Source organism: Gemmatimonadota bacterium, assembly GCA_022560615.1.
Lineage (GTDB): Bacteria > Gemmatimonadota > Gemmatimonadetes > Longimicrobiales > Gaopeijiaceae > UBA1138.
This window is the reverse complement of the sequence record JADFSR010000005.1, coordinates 1-17,708: the sequence shown is the minus strand read 5'-3', so window position 1 is coordinate 17,708 and position 17,708 is coordinate 1. Positions and strand designations below refer to the sequence as shown.

17 protein-coding genes and 1 other RNA gene are annotated in these 17,708 nt (G+C 65.7%); 7 read left to right on the top strand and 11 right to left on the bottom strand.

Translation table 11 applies throughout. The annotated features are described in order from the left end of the window. Positions 1-7 precede the first annotated feature (7 nt). Positions 8-337: a hypothetical protein gene (locus IIB36_04590; protein ID MCH7531026.1), complete on the top strand. Its 330-nt coding sequence runs from the start codon at positions 8-10 to the stop codon at positions 335-337. A gap of 5 nt (positions 338-342) precedes the next feature. Continuing rightward, the gene (locus IIB36_04585; GenBank protein ID MCH7531025.1) at positions 343-513 is read left to right on the top strand and encodes a hypothetical protein; all 171 of its coding nucleotides are present in this window, start codon (positions 343-345) and stop codon (positions 511-513) included. A gap of 26 nt (positions 514-539) precedes the next feature. Here IIB36_04585 and IIB36_04580 read toward each other — a convergent pair whose 3' ends face one another. Next, positions 540-3,245, bottom strand: coding sequence for an ABC transporter permease (locus IIB36_04580; GenBank protein MCH7531024.1), 2,706 nt, complete (start codon positions 3,243-3,245; stop codon positions 540-542). Between the two features lie 22 nt (positions 3,246-3,267). Continuing rightward, positions 3,268-3,603: a PadR family transcriptional regulator gene (locus IIB36_04575; protein MCH7531023.1), complete on the bottom strand. Its 336-nt coding sequence runs from the start codon at positions 3,601-3,603 to the stop codon at positions 3,268-3,270. 145 nt (positions 3,604-3,748) lie between these two features. Here IIB36_04575 and IIB36_04570 point away from each other — a divergent pair, with 145 nt between their 5' ends. Further along, the gene (locus IIB36_04570) at positions 3,749-4,042 is read left to right on the top strand and encodes a helix-hairpin-helix domain-containing protein (protein ID MCH7531022.1); all 294 of its coding nucleotides are present in this window, start codon (positions 3,749-3,751) and stop codon (positions 4,040-4,042) included. Positions 4,043-4,063: 21 nt separating this feature from the next. Here the strand turns inward: IIB36_04570 and IIB36_04565 are convergent, their stop codons facing one another. Both IIB36_04565 and IIB36_04560 read right to left on the bottom strand, forming a co-directional pair. After that, positions 4,064-4,705 carry a hypothetical protein gene (locus IIB36_04565; protein ID MCH7531021.1) on the bottom strand — a complete coding sequence of 214 codons (642 nt, stop codon included), beginning with the start codon at positions 4,703-4,705 and terminating at the stop codon, positions 4,064-4,066. Next, positions 4,702-6,618, bottom strand: a complete 1,917-nt coding sequence (locus tag IIB36_04560) for a PQQ-binding-like beta-propeller repeat protein (GenBank protein MCH7531020.1) — start codon at positions 6,616-6,618, stop codon at positions 4,702-4,704. Before IIB36_04560 ends, IIB36_04565 begins: the two co-directional genes overlap by 4 nt. Positions 6,619-6,836: 218 nt before the next feature. Between IIB36_04560 and IIB36_04555 the strand changes: the two genes are divergently transcribed. Continuing rightward, positions 6,837-7,586: a hypothetical protein gene (locus IIB36_04555; GenBank protein ID MCH7531019.1), complete on the top strand. Its 750-nt coding sequence runs from the start codon at positions 6,837-6,839 to the stop codon at positions 7,584-7,586. Between the two features lie 2 nt (positions 7,587-7,588). On the opposite strand, the gene IIB36_04550 is transcribed toward IIB36_04555, so the two are convergent. From IIB36_04550 to IIB36_04535, 4 genes are read right to left on the bottom strand one after another with little or no spacing between them, the layout of a single operon-like run. After that, on the bottom strand, positions 7,589-9,013 hold the full coding sequence (locus tag IIB36_04550; GenBank protein ID MCH7531018.1) for an NAD(P)/FAD-dependent oxidoreductase: 1,425 nt from the start codon (positions 9,011-9,013) through the stop codon (positions 7,589-7,591). Positions 9,014-9,020: 7 nt separating this feature from the next. After that, positions 9,021-9,560: a histidine phosphatase family protein gene (locus IIB36_04545; GenBank protein ID MCH7531017.1), complete on the bottom strand. Its 540-nt coding sequence runs from the start codon at positions 9,558-9,560 to the stop codon at positions 9,021-9,023. Positions 9,561-9,620: 60 nt separating this feature from the next. Beyond that, on the bottom strand, positions 9,621-10,952 hold the full coding sequence (locus IIB36_04540) for a sodium-dependent transporter (protein ID MCH7531016.1): 1,332 nt from the start codon (positions 10,950-10,952) through the stop codon (positions 9,621-9,623). Then, positions 10,949-12,103, bottom strand: coding sequence for an aminotransferase class V-fold PLP-dependent enzyme (locus tag IIB36_04535; protein MCH7531015.1), 1,155 nt, complete (start codon positions 12,101-12,103; stop codon positions 10,949-10,951). Before IIB36_04535 ends, IIB36_04540 begins: the two co-directional genes overlap by 4 nt. 94 nt (positions 12,104-12,197) lie before the next feature. Between IIB36_04535 and IIB36_04530 the strand changes: the two genes are divergently transcribed. From IIB36_04530 to rnpB, 3 genes are all read left to right on the top strand, one after another. Further along, positions 12,198-12,419 (top strand): hypothetical protein, encoded by a 222-nt coding sequence (locus IIB36_04530; GenBank protein MCH7531014.1) that lies wholly within the window; start codon positions 12,198-12,200, stop codon positions 12,417-12,419. Continuing rightward, entirely contained in the window at positions 12,416-12,823 is a 408-nt protein-coding gene (locus tag IIB36_04525) for a PIN domain-containing protein (GenBank protein ID MCH7531013.1), read from the top strand. The genes IIB36_04530 and IIB36_04525 overlap by 4 nt, the downstream gene beginning before the upstream one ends. Before the next feature lie 27 nt (positions 12,824-12,850). Further along, an RNA gene (rnpB, locus tag IIB36_04520) (RNase P RNA component class A) lies at positions 12,851-13,214 on the top strand. A gap of 332 nt (positions 13,215-13,546) precedes the next feature. On the opposite strand, the gene IIB36_04515 is transcribed toward rnpB, so the two are convergent. From IIB36_04515 to IIB36_04505, 3 genes are read right to left on the bottom strand one after another with little or no spacing between them, the layout of a single operon-like run. Beyond that, complete coding sequence (locus IIB36_04515; GenBank protein ID MCH7531012.1) at positions 13,547-15,049, bottom strand: NTP transferase domain-containing protein; 1,503 nt, start codon at positions 15,047-15,049, stop codon at positions 13,547-13,549. Then, positions 15,033-15,884 (bottom strand): hypothetical protein, encoded by an 852-nt coding sequence (locus tag IIB36_04510; GenBank protein MCH7531011.1) that lies wholly within the window; start codon positions 15,882-15,884, stop codon positions 15,033-15,035. Before IIB36_04510 ends, IIB36_04515 begins: the two co-directional genes overlap by 17 nt. After that, on the bottom strand, positions 15,881-17,185 hold the full coding sequence (locus IIB36_04505; protein ID MCH7531010.1) for an ImmA/IrrE family metallo-endopeptidase: 1,305 nt from the start codon (positions 17,183-17,185) through the stop codon (positions 15,881-15,883). The genes IIB36_04510 and IIB36_04505 overlap by 4 nt, the downstream gene beginning before the upstream one ends. Positions 17,186-17,708: the final 523 nt, after the last annotated feature.

The window sequence follows — 17,708 nt, the reverse complement described above, 5'->3', positions numbered from 1 at the left end:
CACTCGAATGCGACCGTACCATCGTCACGAGCATCTCGCTCGGGCTCGGTGTGGGGGTTGCGACGACGACGTTCTCGATCGGGCACCCGCCGATGCGCCGCCTGCCGTGGCGTGGTTCGAGATCGTCGGCCCACGCTACTTCGAGCTGTTCGGCACCGGCACGGCGCGCGGCCGGTATCCCGCAGACGACGGTGCCGCCGCGGATCGAGAGGTGCTGCTGTCGCACGACTTGTGGACCCGCCGCGGCGCCGATCCCGCTCCGTCCAGTTCGGCCAATCCGAGCCGCTCACCGATGCGCAGGCGGTCGGGATCGTCGGGGCGCTCGTCGGCCCTGTAGCGGCCGTGCTGGTGGGATCCGTCGTGAGGGGTCTGCCGCGCGGGCTCCCCGCCTACGATCCGGTCACGCTCCTGTCAGTGGCCGCCATCCTGGTCGTCACCGCGGTGGCCGCGACCTGGACGCCGGCCCGCAAGGCGCTGCAACTTGGACCCGCAGAGCTTCTGCGAGAGGAGTGACGGCCGCTGACGGTGGAGTACCGCCGCTACTCGGCCCTGAGCGAGACCATCGGGTCGACGCGGGTCGCGCGTACCCCAGGGACTACGCTCGCTGCAGTGCTGACGGCGATGAGCACAAACGCCACAGCGGCGAACGTTGCGGGGTCCCGTGGCGACACCTGGAAGAGCAGGTCCGTGGCGAATGGCGCAGCAAGGTATGCCGTACCTAAGCCAATGACCACGCCGAGCACGGCGAGCCGGCCGCCGTGGAAGAGCACACTCGTGAGCAACCGCCATTTTTCCGCGCCGAGGGCGGTACGGATGCCGAGCTCACGGGTCCGCTGCGCCACATCGAACGCGAGCACGCTATAGAGCCCGATCGCCGCGAGTACGAGGGCAAGCAGGCCGAACACCGTGAACATCGACGCGCCGAGAGTCCACGACCGCGCCTGCGGATCGAGCATCTCCTCGAGGCTCTGGACGGTGGCATAACGCACCTCCGGCGAGAAGCTGCGAAGGAGGGACGCGACGTCCGACGCCGCGGTACGTGCCTCGGGGGAGGTCCGAACATAGAGCCCGCGCGGAGCCTGAACCCGCTGCGAGATCGGCAGGTAGTAGGCCATGACGGCCTCGTCCTGGAAGCCCCTCTGTGCGGCGTTCTCGACGACACCAATCACCGTCGTGCATTCCCCCGAATCCCGCCCGATCAAGATGCACTGCCCGAGCGGATCGGCGTTGGGCCACAAGGTGATGGCCATGGTTGCGCTGACGACCGTGACCTTCTGGTCGTCCGGACCGTCGCTTGCGCCTATGGCGCGTCCACCCGTGATACGTAGCCCGACGGTTTCGAAGTAGCCCGGCGTCACCGGATAGTAGTACGGCCCGCCCCCGGGAAGCCGCGGGATCGAGTCGAGATGGGGCACGCTCAGGGGGCTTGAGAACACCCACTGAAACGGCACCGATGTGGCGGCTGCCGACTCCACGCTCGGGAGCCCCGTCACTGCCTGCGCAGCCTCCTCGTAGAGTCGCGTTTGCTCTGCCTCCTCCAGGTTCGGATTGCGGAACTCGATCTGAGCGAGCAGCACACGGTCGACGTCCAGGCCGAGGTCGAGGTCCCGGAGCTCGCCCAGACTCCGCGCGAAGAGTCCGGCGCCCACGAGGAGGACGACCGAGAGCGCCGCCTGTGTCACGGTGAGAAAGCCGCGGAGCCGGGACCGCGCCCCGGAGCTTCCGCGGGCCGCGTCACCCAGGTTGCTCGTTACGTCCGCTCGGCTTTCCTGAAGGGCTGGCCCGAGCCCGGCCATGAGGCCGGCGATGATCGACGCCACAAGCGCAAATCCGAGCACCCGTGCGTTCACGGCCGAGTCAGGGAAGAAGACCCCGGGAAGGAGCACCCTGCGCACGAACTCGCCGCCCCATCGGGCGAGCAACAGCGCCACGCCTCCTCCGACGAGCGAGAGCAGCACAGCCTCCATCACCATCTGGCCGACGAGCCGGCCACGCGTGACGCCGAGAGCGAGCCGCACCGCGACCTCGCGGCGCTGTCGGGTACCCCGCGCCAGGAACAGATTCGCGACATTCGCGCACGCGATGAGCAGCACCACGACGGAGACACCCGCGAGCCATCGCACGACCCGCGCCTCGTCCGACTGGTTGGGACCATCCGCCGCGATGACGGAAACGAGGAGGATGCGGGCGTCCTCGGACCAGCGCCCTTCGTCGATCATCTCACGGCGGGCGTTGATGTGGAGACGCGTCGCCTCTGCTTCAGCGACCTCGGTAGTGATACCCTCGCCGAGACGGGCCACCGCACTCATCCACCAGCATCCCCGACTCTCGAGGCAGTTCCAGTCCACTCCATTGCTGGCCACGTGCGTGGCCTCGAGAGGCAGCCAGACGTCCACCGCTGTGAGGTGCACACCGGTGAACCCGGCGGGCGCGACACCGATGATCTCGTGCGTCCTGCCGCCGAGCTCGATCGTCCGACCCAGGACCCCAGGATCCGAGCCGTAGGCCCGCTCCCAGTATTCATCGGCGAGCACCGCAGTGAGCTGCGCACCGACTGCACTCTCGTCGGGCCCATAGAAGCGGCCGAACGTCGGCTGCACGCCGAGCAGCGGGAAGAATTCGGACGACGCATATGCGATACGTGCGCGCGTTGCAGTCTCTCCGCTGCCGACGGTCTCCTCCCTGGTGCTCGTAAACGCCGCTACCGAGAGTCCGTCGTGGGCCTTGAGGTCGGCGTAGTCCGGATAGGTGAGCCCGGGCTGCGTGATCGTCTCGCCGGTGATCGAGCTCGGCCGCTCCTGGAAAATGAGCCGCACGTCGTCGGCGTTGACGATGTGTGCAGGGGGCTGGAGGAGGAGCCGGTCGACGATCCCGTACATCGTTGCGTTGGCGCCGATCCCGAGCGCCAGTGTGAACACGACGGCCATCGCGAAGCCCGGGTAGCGGCGGGCCGTCCGGTACACGCCCAATACGCCCCCCTGCACGAAGTCCCACCACTCCGTCCGCCGTTCCATCGCCGCCCTCCCTTTCTCCATCCGCTTCATCGATGGTCCGTATCGGCGCCGGTCTCCGAACTGCCGCTCGGCCTCCGCACGCGCCGGTTCGTCGTCCCATCCCTCGGCAACCAGTCGGTCGACCACTTCCGACAGGTGATGCTCGATTTCCCACGCGACCGAGTCCTCGGGACGCGGCCGTCGGAAGCCGAGATGGTGCAGCCAGCGAACAGGACCCCGTGGTCGCACCATCCCCTTATTCCTCGACCCCTCGCTAGGCCCGCTGGCGCGCGAGCTTCGCGACCGCCTCAACGTACCGCTCCCAGCGCGACTCTTCTTCCGCGAGGGACTTGCTGCCCAAGGGGGTGAGACGGTAGTAGCGGGCCCGGCGTCCCTTCTCCGACACACCCCAGTTACTCTCGAGCCAGCCCCGTTTCTCCATCCGGCGCAAGGCGGGGTAGAGCGCACCGTCCTCTACGACGAGCGCGTCATCGGTCGTCTCACGGATCCAGTCGAGGATCGCGAACCCGTGCATGGGAGCCTGCGCAGCCAGTGTCTGGAGCACCAACAGATCGAGCGTTCCCGGCACGACACCGAGGGAGCTTCTCATGGCAGGTCTCCGTTGTACTAAATATCTTAGTCTAAGCTATTAGACCAAACTGATTAGGTCAATTAGATTCCGCACTCCCGCACTCCACTTGGTCCGGTGGTACGAGTGGACGGGAGGCCCTTACTTACGCAGTCGGGACGGCCGGATGCGAAGCATCGACCCACTCAGAGTCATTCCAGGCATCGGCGAGGCCCTTGCCGGTGACTTGAGGGCGCTGGGTATCGAGCGCGTGGAGCAGCTCGTCGGAGGGGATCCGAACGTGCTGTACGACCGGCTGTGCGTACATCAGGGCACCAAACTCGACCGCTGCGTCCTTTACGTGTTCCGCTGCGCGATCTATTTCGCGGAAGGCGGCGAGGACCCCGAGCTTCTCAAGTGGTGGAACTGGAAGGACGGCGCCGACCCGCCTCTGGACCGGCTGACCAACTCCAATCCGTAGTCAGGACTAGCCTGCGTCAGATCACCGCAGCGTGACCTCGGTGCCTTCGCCGTCTGCCGTCACGATCGTCTGCTCGCTGCGCGCGGCCGCGTCCACGCTCCACACCTTCAGCGTATACTCGCCGGCGGGAACCCGTGAGAGCTGGAACGCGCCATCCTGTTCGGCAAAGACCGCATACGGAGCTGACGTCACGAAAATGAACGCGGTCATGCCCGGGTGCACATCACACTTGACGTCGTAACCACCCTCTTCGTCGAAGACGAAGCTCGCACTCTGGCCGAGCATCGTATCCTCGTTGAACACCGTGGAGTCGCCGGACATGGAGCTGACATGGACGTTGTGGGCGATTGACTCACTGTTCTGGAAGCGGACCGGCTCGCCCACTCGCACGAAGAGGCGCAGCGGCGAAAACTGCAGTCCGAGTTGATCCATGAGGAATTCGGGGGCCTCACTTCTGTCGAGCGGCGCTTGGGTCTCCAGCGTGATCACGGAAGGGATCCCCCCCAGCGCCGCAGGCGCCTGACCGAACACGCCCTCGGACGGCGTCAGCTCCGACGGAGGTGCGTCGGGCTCGGCATCGGCGCAGCTACAGAGGAGGACGGCCACCCCGACGCCGACGGCGACGTGGGCGCGGCGGCCAACCCCTGTCTTCTCACGCTTCATTCCCCGTCGGGCAGCGCGAACGCCACGATCTCGGCTGGTTCCCCGCCGCCGCCAACGGCGAGCAACACGTACTGCTTGCCCTCGTGCATATACGACATCGGTAGACCGCCCTGGGCATTGGGCAGCTCGAGCTCGGCTATGATCTCACCGGTGGCTTTGTCGTGTGCCCGCAGGATCGGGTCCCCGGACAGGCCTTCTCCCGCAAAGAGGAGCGTTTTGGTCACCATGAGCCCCGCGCGGGACGCCTTCCCCGTCCTTGGCAGGTCCGCGAGATCCAGCCCGAGGGCTTCTGCCACGTTGGGCCGCGTGTCTCCGTTGGCGATCATCCAAGCGTGCTCGCCCGTGGTCAGGTCGATCGCGGTGATGCGTCCCCATGGAGGCTTGACGATCGATACGCCCCGCGCGATCTGAGCGCGCCCGCCGCCGGCGATGTAGTCCATGTCGGAGCGGTCTCCCCCCTCGACCAGCGCCAGCACCGACGGGTTGGTCATCGAGCCTATGTAGAGGAATCCCGTCTCCGGGTCTAGGACCCCGCCCTCCCAGTTCGACCCGCCGATCGAGCTCGGCAGCGAGAGCTGACCGCGCGTGCCGTCCTCGTGCTCCTGCAGTGACGGGGGCGAATAGATCGGGCCCATGCGGTACGCGCTGGCGATCTCCATCGCCCGTGCCTTGATCTCGGGCGTGAAGTCGATGAGGTCGTCCTCGCTGAAGCCCTGCCGATCGAACGGTGCGGGCTTAGTCGGGAAGGGCTGCGTCGGTGACGTCCACTCGCCTGGCGTATCACTCTGGGGGACGGCGCGCTCCTCGATCGGCCAGATCGGTTCACCGGTCAGGCGGTCGAAGACGAATACGAAGCTCTGCTTGGTGATTAGTGCCACGATCTTCCGCTCGACCCCGTCGATCACGAGGTCGGCGAGGATCGGAGGGGACGGGTTGTCCCAGTCCCAGATGTCGTGATGGATCGTCTGGAAGTGCCACACGCGCTCGCCTGTCCTGGAATCCAAGGCGACGAGACTCGTCGAAAAGAGATTGATGCCGTGCCTGTGACCACCGTACAGGTCGCCGGTGGCGGCCTCGGTGGGCACGTAGACGATTCCGGTCTCGGTATCGTACGAGATGCCTGCCCACGCCCCAGCGTTGCCGGTATACGTCCAGGACTCATCCTCCCACGTATCGACCCCGAGCTCTCCGGCTTCGGGGATCGTCTTGAACGTCCAGATCAGCTCGCCGGTTGCGGCGTCGAAGCCTCGGATGTCGCCGGGCGTGTTCACCATGGAAGGCGGCCGCATCCCGACGTGGTGCGCCGATCCGACCACGATCACGTCGCCCACGACGGATGCCGGAGAACTGGCCCCGATGGAGCTGGCCATGTCGATGCCGTCTCGTGTCCGGTGGCCTTCCGTGAGGTCGACGATGCCGTGCTTGCCGAAGCCCTCCACCGGAATGCCCGTCTTGGCGTCGAGCGCCGCCATGTGGTAACCCGGGGTCACGACCACAATGCGCCCCTTGCCGGACGCATCCTCCCAGTACGACACGCCACGACCGGAATTCGCCCGGGGCGCGCCCCGGAGGCGATCACTCTCGTCCATGCGCCAGGTCCAGAGGGTCTCCCCGGTGCCCGGGTCGATCGCAACGACGGTGCGCGTGATGCCGGCGGTCGCGTAAAGGACCCCGTCGACCATCAGCGGTGTCGTCTCCGTCCGGGTGAACGGGTTCGGACCGAAGTTGCGTCCGCTCCAGCGCCACACGATCTCGAGGTCCCGGACGTTCGACGCGTCGATCTGATCGAGCGGGGTGTAGTGCGTGTAGGCGCCGTCGCTTCCGTATGCGCGCCACTCGCCGTCGTTTTGGGCGGTTGCGGCGAGGGGGAGGAGAAGCAGGGCGAGCAGTGCTGAGGCTGAGCGATATGCCATTCGTCCGGATCCGATCCGCGGGAAGTGAGTCGAGACAACCTGCTTGTGTCGCACGGGCCCCGCCAGAGCAGTCGATCAGCCCGTCGGGCCTTACGGAGCCGTTTCGCCGCTGCCATATTGCTGTCGCCATGCCCCGAATTCTCCCCCTTTTCGCACTGTTTGCAGGTGTGCTCTCGCTCCTGGCTCTCGGTTGCTTTGCCGTACCGGGGGGAGCGCAGTTGCGCCCACTCGACCCCATGGGCTGGTCGACCTTCGAGCGTCCGGGCGGCACGGTCGTGGTGGGTGGGGGCTTCTACACGGGTCAGCGAGTTTCGCTCGCCGGTGTCGAGGGCCGCCTAGCCGAGGTCGCCGCGTTCCAGGCCACATGGGCGTACGAGCGCGTGGCTGTACGCTTGGCAGGCACGCTCCTTCGTCTCTTCGTCGACCAGCATGTCTTCGCGGAGCCCCTCGAGGATACGCGACCTCCCGACGGCTCGAGTCGACGCGATGCGGGGGATATCCGGGTGTCGACGATCATCCGCCTGACCGGGAACGATGCCAAGGTCGGCGCGGCGCTTCGCTTCGGCACGCGGCTTCCCACCACCGACAATCGGGAGGGTTTGGGCCGGGACCAGGCGGACTTCTTCGCCACGCTCGGCCTGCGCTTCCACCGAGGTCCGCTCGCTGTTTCGATCGAAGGGGGCGCGGGGGTCAACGGCACGCGCGACCCACGTCACGAGCAGATCGAGCCCATCCTGTTCGCGGCATCATTCATGTACGAGGGAGGGCTCGTGAGCCCCCTCCTGGAGCTGACCGGGCAGCACGATCCGAGGTCGAGCCGCGATCGACGCGGCAACGAGAACCTCGGGGAAGTGAGGGTGGGGGCGGTGATCGGCGGCGATCGATGGATCAAGGTCACCGGCGCACGCGGCTGGACGCCGTTCAGCCCGGAGTTTGGACTCACCGTGCTTTTCGGGACGCGCTTCTAGTCTCAGCGGATCTTGAACGTACGCCTCAGCGCGGCTCGGGCCGCGTGGTATCCACACATCCCGTGCACGCCACCGCCTGGTGGCGTCGATGCCGAGCAGACGTAGAGGTCGCTGACGGGCGTGGTCCACGGGCTGAGCTTCCACCGACTCGGTCCGAAGGTCTGATACATCGTGAGCGCGCCACCATTGATGTCCCCACCGACGAGGTTGGCGTTCCATGCCTGCAGCGCGGCGGGACCGTGTATCCGACGCGCGATCACCCTCGCGCCGAAGCCCGGTGCGAAGCGTTCCACCTGCGCTTCGATCGCGGCGGTTGCGTCACCCTCCCAGCCGTTCGGCACGTGGCAATACGCCCAGGCCGTGTGTTTGCCCTCGGGCGCACGGGTCGCGTCGAATCGAGACGGCTGCGCCAACAGCACGAAGGGCTCGTCGGACACCCGGCCCTCCCAGGGAGCCCGCTCGGCGGCCGCGATCTCCTCGAGCGAGCCACCGAGGTGCAGTGTACCGGCAAGCTCGCACTCGGATGCTTGCCACGGGATCGGGCCGTCGAGCGCCCAGTCGACCTTGAAGGCGCCCGGGCCGTACCGCCACGCCTCGAGCCGAGCTCGGTGGCCGTCGGGGAAATGCTCGCCGGCGACCGCTGCCACCTGACCCCGCGTGAGCGCGAGCAGCGTCGCCTTCCGGGGCGGTAGCTGCTCGAGCGATGCGACGGGGGCATCGGTCTCGATCACGCCTCCCAACGACTCGAAGAGTGAGGCCAACGCCCCCGTGAGCGCGCCGGCACCGCCCTTCGGAACGGGCCACCCCACCGCGTGGCCGGCGACCATGAGCACCATCCCGATCGCAGCCGAAGGAGCGACCTCCAGTCGGACGGCGGAGTGCCCGGCGCACCCGGCGAGGAGGGCTCTCGCCTCCTCGGTCTTGAACCTCGAGGCCAGCGCCGTCGTCGACTGGATCGCACGCAGGGCGAAACGACCCATCAGCACCGGGTCGCGCGGCGGACGCACGGGCGTCGTCATCACGTGATCCACGAAGGTCGGCCACTTGCGCACGAACGGCTGGACCAGCCGGCGGTACGCTGCCCCGTCCTTGCCCAGCACGGTCACGGTATGCCCGACCGAGCGATGGAACACGACGGCGCGCCCGCCGTCGAGCGGGTGGGCGAACGGAACCGGTGGGTGAACCCACTGCAAGCCGTGTTCTTCGAGCGGGAGCGAGTTGAAGAACGGCGAGCCGATGCCCATCGGGTAGACCGCCGACCCGACGTCGTGAAGAAAGCCCGGCTCGGTCAGCTCCTCGGTGCGGGCCGCGCCCCCGACCGTGGAGGTCGCCTCACGCAGCAGAACGGAGAGCCCGTTCCGTGCGAGCTCGATCGCGGCCGAGAGGCCGTTCGGTCCGGCTCCGACGACGACGGCGTCATACGACATGGCTCTCTCAGCGCCCCTCGAACGGCTCCCCGAAACGGAGCAGGACCGTGCTCACGGTGCCGCCGACGATCGTAACGATGTAGAAGCGATCGTATTCCATCGCCTCGATCGCAGTGCCGGGATCCCCACCCAGCGCCTCGACGAGCTGTGGTGTGGTATTGCTGTGACCCAGGACGAGATGCCTGCCCGGCATCGTCCTGAGCCGGGCCGCGAAGCCCGGCAGGTCGCGTGGATCGTATGACTCGATCTCGAGCCCCTCGGCCTCAGCCGTCGGCTCGCCGGTCGAACGCGTGCGCAAGTAGTCCGTGGAATGCACCTGGGTCACACCGGCATCGTCGAGCATCTCCGCGATGAGTCGTGCACGTGCCCAGCCGGACTCGGAAATCGGCGGATCGCTGGTATCCCCCGTGAACCCCGAATTGGGGCCGTCGTCGGCGCGCTCGGCGTGGCGAACGACGTAGATGACGATCGGCTCCGCCTGCGCCTCGACTGCGATGGGCGCGATGAGAAGCAGCGAAGCGACGACGAGAAGAGCACGACGATGCATGGGTTCTCTCCATGGGGTACCTCAGATGGAAGGAAGCTAGCCGCAGCCTGTGCCGGACCGCTACACGCCTTGGGCGGCACCCAGCACGTCGGTGATCAGCCACCAAAGCGCGGCCGCCATCACAGCGGTCGGTACCACCCACCGGAGCCAGTGGATGAGAGCGCGGTCGGCCGCCGAAGGCGTGTCCCCGGCGATCTGCTCGAGGAGCGTGGCGCGGTTCATCACCCAGCCAACGGTCACGACTGCGACGAGCGCTCCAAACGTCTGGCCGCCCGAGCCGAACGTGAGGTCCCAGGGCACGAAGATCTCGAGGTTGATCATCGGTGGGATCGCGAGGACGATCGAGACCGCGTACACGGTCCAGGTGGCGCGGCGGCGCGACCATGCGAAGCTGTCGGTGAAGCCGGCGACGATGACTTCGAACGCCGCGATCCCGGATAGAAGCGCGGCCCCGGACAAGCCGCCGAAGAAGAGTGTGCCGAAGACCCACCCGGCCGGTAGCTGCGCGAAGATCTGCGGCAGTGTCGCGAACAGCAGCCCGGGGCCCGAACCCGGCTCCATGCCGAAAGCGAAGACCGCCGGGAAGATCGCAAGACCCGCCAGGAGCCCCGCGCCGGTATCACCGACGACCGTCCAAATCGCGTCGGATCGAATGTTGGCGTCACTGCCGAGGTACGATCCGTACACGAGCATCAGCGTGCCGCCGAGTCCGACCGAAAAGACGACCTGGCCCAAAGCGGCGATCGCGACTGTCGGGGTGATGCTCGAGGCGTCGAACGCCAGCAGCCAGCGGATGCCCTCGCCCGCTCCGGGCAACGTGACCGATCGCACGATTACGATGAGCAGCACAACGAAGAGGACGGGCGTGATGATCTTGGACGCTGTCTCGATGCCGGCTCGCACACCCCGCAGGATGATCGCAGCCTCAGCCAGCAGGACCAGCGCCGTGAATCCGAGCTGCAGCCCGAACGCAACGCCCGAGAATCCGGTCTCGGGCGGGAGGATCCGCGACGCGTCGATCGGCCGGCCGAACGGGGTGAGCACCTCCGCCAGCGTGTGGTACACCACCCAACCGATCGCGTTGGTATAGTAGGCGACCGCGAACCACACGATTCCGATGAGCAGCCAGCCGACTCCGCGGCCGCCCGGCACGCCCACTCGCTCGTACGCCCCGAGCGTGCCACGCCGTGTGTGCCGCCCGAGCGACCATTCGCCCATGAGCGCCGGCACGCCGATCAGCCCGGCGATCGCCACGTAGAGAAGGATGAACGCTGCGCCGCCGAACTGCCCGACCATGTATGGGAACCGCCACACATTGCCGAGGCCGACCGCCAGGCCGATCATCGTTGCGAGTAGCCCCAGCCGTGTGCCGAAGGTCTCGCGCTGACTCACGCCGACTCCATCACCTCCCTCAGCGCGTCCAGCGCCTGATCCACATCGTCCGTCGTGTTATAGAAATGCGGCGCGATGCGGATCGCGGGCCCGCGTGCCGATGCGATGATGCCGCGCTCGCGTAGCCTTGCTTCAACCGCGTGGCTGTCCGCACACGCGATCGCGGTCGTGGGCGCTCGGGGCTCATGGAGCTCGTCGGTCGGCCCCATGACTTCCATACCACGAGCGAGTGCGCCCTGCACGGTGTGGAGCCCGAGATGCGCGTCCCAGTCGGCGATCGCGGCCATGCCGAGCTCGCGCATCCAGGCCATGCCCGCGCGCGCGACATATGCCTCCACGACGGGCGGCGTGCCCGTGTCGAGGCGCCTCGCACCCTCACCCCAATCAAGCTGCTGCGCATCGAACGCGAACGGGTCCTCGCGCCCGAACCACCCGGTGATCGAGGGCTGGAGCTGCTCGGCAACCCCCGGCCTGACCCAAAGAAAAGCGATGCCGGGCATGCCCATCAGGAACTTGAGATTGCCCGAGGCGACGAAGTCCGCGCCGCTCGAAGGCGCGTCGAACACTTCGGTGCCCAGCGTCTGATACGCGTCCACGTAGAGCAGAGCACCCTCGGCGTGGGCCATTTCCGCGATGGCGCCGACGTCCTGCTTGAAGCCGGTCTGGTAGTAGCCCCGGCACGCGGATACCACCAGCGTCTGCTCTCCGATCAAGGACGCGTAGTCGTCGAGGTGAATCATGCCGTCGCGCACCGGGACCCAGCTCACTTCGGCACCGAAGCGTTCCTGCGCGAGCCACACGTGCCCCACGGTCGGGAATTCCCCGCCGCTCGCGACCACGCCGTACCGTTTGCCGGTGAAGTCGAGCCCGCTCGCGATACTTGCGGTGGCCTGGGAGACCGACGTCGCGATGGCCACATCGGTCGCCTGCGCGCCGACGAATGCGGCGAACTCGGCACGCGCGGCTTCGACCTCGCCGATCCACGCATCCCAGTCCATGCCCGCCTCGTTCCAGGAATCCAGATACGTGTCCGCGGCGGCGCGCGTGGCCGAGCACTGGGGCGCCTGCGAGCAGTTGTTCATCGGGATGTGCGTGCGCAGGATCGGGATCTGGCTCCGCACCGCGTCGAGGTCGTACTCGGGCGAGTTCATGGCGGGGGAGGATACGGGTGGGGTAGGGGGGAAGCGAGGTTGGGGGAGCGGAGAGGAATACGTATACTATATCAATCCCACGTATACGTATCAGATGAAAAAGAAACTCACGATTACTGTCGACTCCGAGCTCCTTCCCCGTGCGAAGCGGTATGCGCGGGGCCGCGGCGTGTCGCTGTCCTCGCTCGTCGAAGACTCGCTTCGAGAGATGGCGGGCGACGAGTCGCCGTCGTTCTCCGCACGCTGGAGAGGTCGCTTCGAGGCCGCCGATGGGAACGACCCACTCTACCGGGCGCTCGCGAAGAAGTACCTGTGATTCTGCTCGATACCGACGTGCTGCTCGATGTAGCGCTCGATCGGACGCCGCACGCCGACGCTGCGGCGGAGCTGCTCGACCACCTGGAGCGCGCCCCACGTAGCGCGTTCGTGGCCTGGCACACGATCTCGAACTTCTACTACCTCGTCAGGCCCACGCGAGGCGGCGCGGCCGCGAAGGACTTCATCGAAGGCCTAACGCATTTCGTGACCGTCGCCCCCACGGATACCGAAGCGCTGCGCTACGCGACCTCGCTCCCCATGCGGGACTTCGAGGACGCGATGCAGGTTGCGGCCGCTCGCGCGTGCGGGGCGGAGTTCATCGTCACTCGGAATACGAAGGACTTCCGGCGGTCTCCAGTAGCTGCCATGACGCCCGCCGACGCTCTCCGCGCGCTTACCTGACGCAGCGCCAAGCATTAGCATTCCTCCGAGCGTGCGAGTGAGGATCGCCGGTGGTTTCGGCCGCCGGAGGAAAGTCCGAGCTCCACAGGGCAAGGTGCCGGGTAACGCCCGGGCGTCGTGAGGCGACGGAAAGTGCAGCAGAGAGTAGACCGCCGATGGCCGCTTAGCGGCACAGGCAAGGGTGAAAGGGTGCGGTAAGAGCGCACCGGGCTCCTGGTAACAGCGAGTCGCTGGCAAACCCCACCTGAAGCAAGGCCAAATAGGGAACGAGGAGTGGCCCGCTCCGCCTGAGTTCCGGGTAGGCCGCACGAGGCTGTCGGTAACGGCGGCCCCAGATGAATGATCCTCCCCCGCGAGGGGACAGAACTCGGCTTATTCCGCGCGCTCACCTGACGGCGCCCGCCCGCGAAAGCGGCGGGCGCCGGCCGTGTGGGCTTATTCGTACCCCTAATCACCGCTTCGAGCCGAACTGCCGTATCCCATCCGGCGACCCGCGTCATCACTTCCGGGGCGCCGTAGCCGGCAGCCACCCCCAGGAAGCCGGCGAGTGTGCAGAGGAAAAGCGCCTCAACCAGAAACTGCTATAGGATGGCGCGCTTGGGTCGCGCCCATCGCTGGACTCCCTATTCACCGTGCCCAAGCACACCGCAGGCCGCAAGGTGAGTGGTAGTGGCAGGCTCCACGATTCGCCGAGGCGCCGCCCCAAGGAGACTTCCTCCCGGATCAGACTCCGGCCTTTGAACCGAGGCCGAGACTCATCCCAGAGTCCGTGTTCGACCAGTCGTATGCCTCACTTGCGATGTATGGGCCCGTTGAAGTTCCTATGCCTTGTGGCGTAGGCACTCGCCATGTATCGAGAGTGGTCTGCCAGCCAGACACGAGAATCAGGAACACGGCAAGGTGAGTCACTAACCCGACGGCCAGCAGCGCCATAAACGGGTGCCCCACTACAGCACCGACCGCGATGACGAAGATGCGAAGATCTCGGCGCTTGAGTTTGTTTAGGAGACCATTGGGATAGGGACGCCGAAAACGAATCTGGAACTCCTTGGTAACATAGCTCGCCATGAGGAAGCTCGCCGTTGCAGCGAAGCCGGCTGGCCAAACCCAGAGCGCGTCGTACAGTTGTGAAGCCCCGAATGTCACGGCAAGCCCGATCATCAGATCGGAATACCGATCCAACACCGTATCTAGCCAGGCGCCTTGGGGACTGTGAAGCAACTTGATCCGCGCGATCTCACCGTCGCACCCATCCACGATAGAGGCGATCTGAATGAGCATCCCTGCGGCGATCCAAATCCACGGGTCTGTAGTGGCCAAGCCGACGGCGCCGAGCAGCGCCATGAAGAAGGATATCAGCGTGATGTGATTGGGTGTCAGGGGCGTTCTCGACAGAGCCACCGAAAGGCGACGGGAGGCCGGACGGTTCATGAACTGGGAGATGAAGCCATCTTCTCCCCCCTTCTCCATGGCCGCGTCGATCCAGCGCGTCGCTTCCTGAAAGGCTTCCGGCGTGTCCACATCGAGCCAAAGCTTACCGGTCACGTCGATCGCACGAACCCCTCCTTGGGCAGCGCATTCTCGGATCCCGTCCGTCAAGGAGAACTTCCCCTGCCTGTGCGCTCTTGCCAGCCCTTCGAATAGCCTTGAGGAACAGTAGAACAGCCCCGTATCGCCTGCGTTCCAAGTCGCGAGGTCGTTCCCAATCGCTTCAATGCGCCCTCCGGACACCTCCACTCTTGTGAGATCGGCAAGATCGAACACGTCTTCAGTAGCGTGATCGACGGCGAGCGCGACTTCGTCCAGTGCCGGTGGGTCAGCCAGCACATGCCGGATCATCTCCGTGGATAGCAGGTGATCGACCATGGTCAGGAGAAACGGTCCGTCGCCGACCAAGGGAGCGGCAGCGACCGCGGAACAGCCGTTCCCTTTTTCCCAGTTCTCAGCCTCGACAAAAGAGATATGGCAGCGACGTCGTCTCGCGACGCGCTCGAATTCGTGCCGGACAAGCGCCGCGTCACAGCCGAGAACGACGACAAATCGCTCCACACCAGCCGTGAGCAGTTGTGCTATCGATCTCTCAGCGATCGAAAGGCCTCGCAAGCGGACAAGCGGTTTGGGCACGGCCGAACGAACTTTCCGCAGGCGGCTCCCCTCGCCGGCCGCGAGGATCACGGCAAGGGGAGTGGCTGTTTCCGCGGGTGGAATCCTATCCAGCGAGGGCATTGATAATCTCCTCCGAAAGTTCTTTCGTGGATGCGGCGACGAGTGTCGTGCGATCCTGCAGCGATTGAAATGGACCGAGCGCCCCGCCGTCCACACGGCAGATGTGGCCACCGGCCTCGGTGACGAGTAACGAGGCCGCGAGAAAACTCTCGGGCGTCAATCGGTTCCTGACGTCGACATGGGCATCCAGCGCCCCCTCTGCCAACAGGCGAAGAGCATGTGAGGCGCAGCCGTAGACACGCACACCGGAGCACGTCCCTAGCACCTTGGCCAGAGAGGCGCCCGGCGCCCAATGGTTCAACTCACAGGAAACGAAAGCGTCGCGAAGACGGCGCGTCTCCGATGTGCGCAAGCTCCGGCCGTCGGAGTAGGCTCCATCTCCGCGTGCCGCGACGGCGGCGGCGGGGCCCGATGCGTCACCCACCAACGCGTAGATGACTTGGTCAGTGGAGACCCGGGTCTGTCGCGGAAGGATAGCCAGCGAGATGGCGGACAACGGCAGGCCACGCGCGAAGTTGTCGGAACCATCGACCGGGTCGACGATGAAACGGTAGCCTTGCTTGCCGTTCCCAAACTCGAACGCGCCCGTCCGCTCCTCAGACTCCACGACACCGCTTTCGAATTGCTCTGAAAGCCACTGTCGGATCCATTCGTCAGCAGCGACATCGAAGCGCTTCTGGTCGTCGCCCTTGGCGTTCACACCGACGGTCTCCCTCTGGTCCAGTCCAGGTCGAATCTGGTCGAGACCCTGTGGGGACTCCGCGTGAAGCCGCCGGAGCAACACCAGCATCTCCTGAGCGTCCGGCGGTGCGTTGTAGATCCGGGTGACGCTCATCCCGCTCCTTCATGCGAAGTCTGGCTGGAACTCTCACGCTCTTGCTGTGGAGGCGTGGCAGTAATGGCCAAGAGACGCTCTCGGTCTGCCACGGGAACTCCTGCGAGATCCGCTACTTCGTCGAATCTGGGGGTATCGATGTGCCCCCGATGGAGTGCGCTGGCCGCGAGCTCCGCCAGTCGAGAACAGAGGGAGTCCATCTCATGGGGTGCCGCCTGCAGCGCAAGTTCCTCGTCGACCGGCGCACGCTTTTCGCTTTGCAACATCGTCTGGAGTTGATCGAGTTCACGGTCCGTCAATAGTCGGAGGTTTCTCAAACGATGTGCTGCCACGCTGGGACTCGTGCCGTAGTAGTGAGCCGTGCGCAGGACGTCCGACAAGGTCATCGGATGACGACCCCTACGCTGGCGACCATCCACACGACGGCTCTCGCCCGTCTTGTCACGACCGTCGCCCTCCGAATACACCGAGAGTACCGTGGGACCAACGCGTCCCAGCGTCTCTTTGCCGAGGGTCTCCACGTATCGACGAAGGCCGTGCTGGGGAATCAGAAAGGCGCTGGCGAAAGCGTCTGCCCTCACCTCCGCCAAGTCAGGCGCTCCGCCAGCACCGCATACGCGCCACGGCCCTTCGGTATCGAACAGGAGATGGGCAAGTCCGTGTGCGTATCTGAAGCGGCGGTGTGCGAGGCCAAGGTTCTTGTCGACCACAACAAGAAGCCCGTGATCCGGTTGAGCGATCGAAATCGAGAGGACTCCGGTCGGCAGAGTCGCCTTGGCCGAACGCACGCCGGACGTAATCAGCAGCTCGTCAAGAAAGCGGATGGGCCCCTCTCCAAGTGCTAGGCGCCGCCGCTCATCCTCTGCAATGCGATATCCTTGCCGCGCCGCTTGCCACGCCGTAGTTACGCGCTCAACTCGGTACAAAGGAAGCGAGTATGCAGTGGCGTCGATCTCGAGTCTTGCTTCCAGATCGGTGAGAGTTCTCGCGATCGCGCACACACCGGCGAGGGAACTCGGCCCCTGATCTTCGGCGAGATCAGGATGGGAGCGGAACAGCTCGGCAACGCCATCCGTTCCCTGGTCGTCGGAAGCCGGGGGAAGGAGCTCGCTGAGGCTACAGCCATAAAAGGCAGCTAGCCGGCGCAGATCTTCGGCCTTCAAGGATCGCCGTCCTGTCTCGATTTGGGCGACGGTGGCTCGTGATACACCGAGCTGAGGTGCGATGTCAGCCTGGGTGAGGCCGCGTGACGTCCGCGCTTCCTGGAGCTTACTACCGATATTCTTCAGATTCTTGGCCATACTTTTGTTGTTGAGCCCGCTCCCTCTCGGGGAAGGATATGTAACACATCGGTGGAGTCATGCCAAGAATGTTAGATATTATTACACCCACCAAGCCCACCCTCATGTCACGTTCCGGGCGTGATCATGAGGAGGGAGGGGGACGGTTCACAGTGCGTCGGTTGTGCGCCCGGACAGGTCCGGGATGATGTCCAGGCGGGGGTGCGTCCCCATGTTGGTCTTCTTGAACGGGGCGCGCGCCGCCTATTCCACGAGTATCGCCGCAAATGGGCCACCGAGCGGTGACCCTCAAGACCGCCTACCAGCAGGCCGACCCCGAGACTATCTTAAGCGTCGTCTGGGGCCCGGCAGTTGAGAGAAGTGCAGTGAATTCGGCCCCAACTCGCCCACCGTGCGCGCACCCCCCTTTGGGGCGATGGTTGGGGCAGGCGAAAACCCCGCGCTATTGCTGGAAGAAGTACACTTTTGCGCCCGTAGCTCAGTTGGATAGAGCGCATGCCTCCGGAGCATGAGGTCACAGGTT

What these genes read in the sequence shown, in the direction of transcription:
- IIB36_04515 (MCH7531012.1), bottom strand. Translation starts at nt 15,049, where the DNA reads ATGCCCTCGCTGGATAGGATTCCACCCGCGGAAACAGCCACTCCCCTT.
- IIB36_04580 (MCH7531024.1), bottom strand. Translation starts at nt 3,245, where the DNA reads ATGGTGCGACCACGGGGTCCTGTTCGCTGGCTGCACCATCTCGGCTTC.
- IIB36_04575 (MCH7531023.1), bottom strand. Translation starts at nt 3,603, where the DNA reads ATGAGAAGCTCCCTCGGTGTCGTGCCGGGAACGCTCGATCTGTTGGTG.
- IIB36_04550 (MCH7531018.1), bottom strand. Translation starts at nt 9,013, where the DNA reads ATGTCGTATGACGCCGTCGTCGTCGGAGCCGGACCGAACGGCCTCTCG.
- IIB36_04565 (MCH7531021.1), bottom strand. Translation starts at nt 4,705, where the DNA reads ATGAAGCGTGAGAAGACAGGGGTTGGCCGCCGCGCCCACGTCGCCGTC.
- IIB36_04590 (MCH7531026.1), top strand. Translation starts at nt 8, where the DNA reads ATGCGACCGTACCATCGTCACGAGCATCTCGCTCGGGCTCGGTGTGGG.
- IIB36_04535 (MCH7531015.1), bottom strand. Translation starts at nt 12,103, where the DNA reads ATGAACTCGCCCGAGTACGACCTCGACGCGGTGCGGAGCCAGATCCCG.
- IIB36_04510 (MCH7531011.1), bottom strand. Translation starts at nt 15,884, where the DNA reads ATGAGCGTCACCCGGATCTACAACGCACCGCCGGACGCTCAGGAGATG.
- IIB36_04505 (MCH7531010.1), bottom strand. Translation starts at nt 17,185, where the DNA reads ATGGCCAAGAATCTGAAGAATATCGGTAGTAAGCTCCAGGAAGCGCGG.
- IIB36_04560 (MCH7531020.1), bottom strand. Translation starts at nt 6,618, where the DNA reads ATGGCATATCGCTCAGCCTCAGCACTGCTCGCCCTGCTTCTCCTCCCC.
- IIB36_04545 (MCH7531017.1), bottom strand. Translation starts at nt 9,560, where the DNA reads ATGCATCGTCGTGCTCTTCTCGTCGTCGCTTCGCTGCTTCTCATCGCG.
- IIB36_04530 (MCH7531014.1), top strand. Translation starts at nt 12,198, where the DNA reads ATGAAAAAGAAACTCACGATTACTGTCGACTCCGAGCTCCTTCCCCGT.
- IIB36_04570 (MCH7531022.1), top strand. Translation starts at nt 3,749, where the DNA reads ATGCGAAGCATCGACCCACTCAGAGTCATTCCAGGCATCGGCGAGGCC.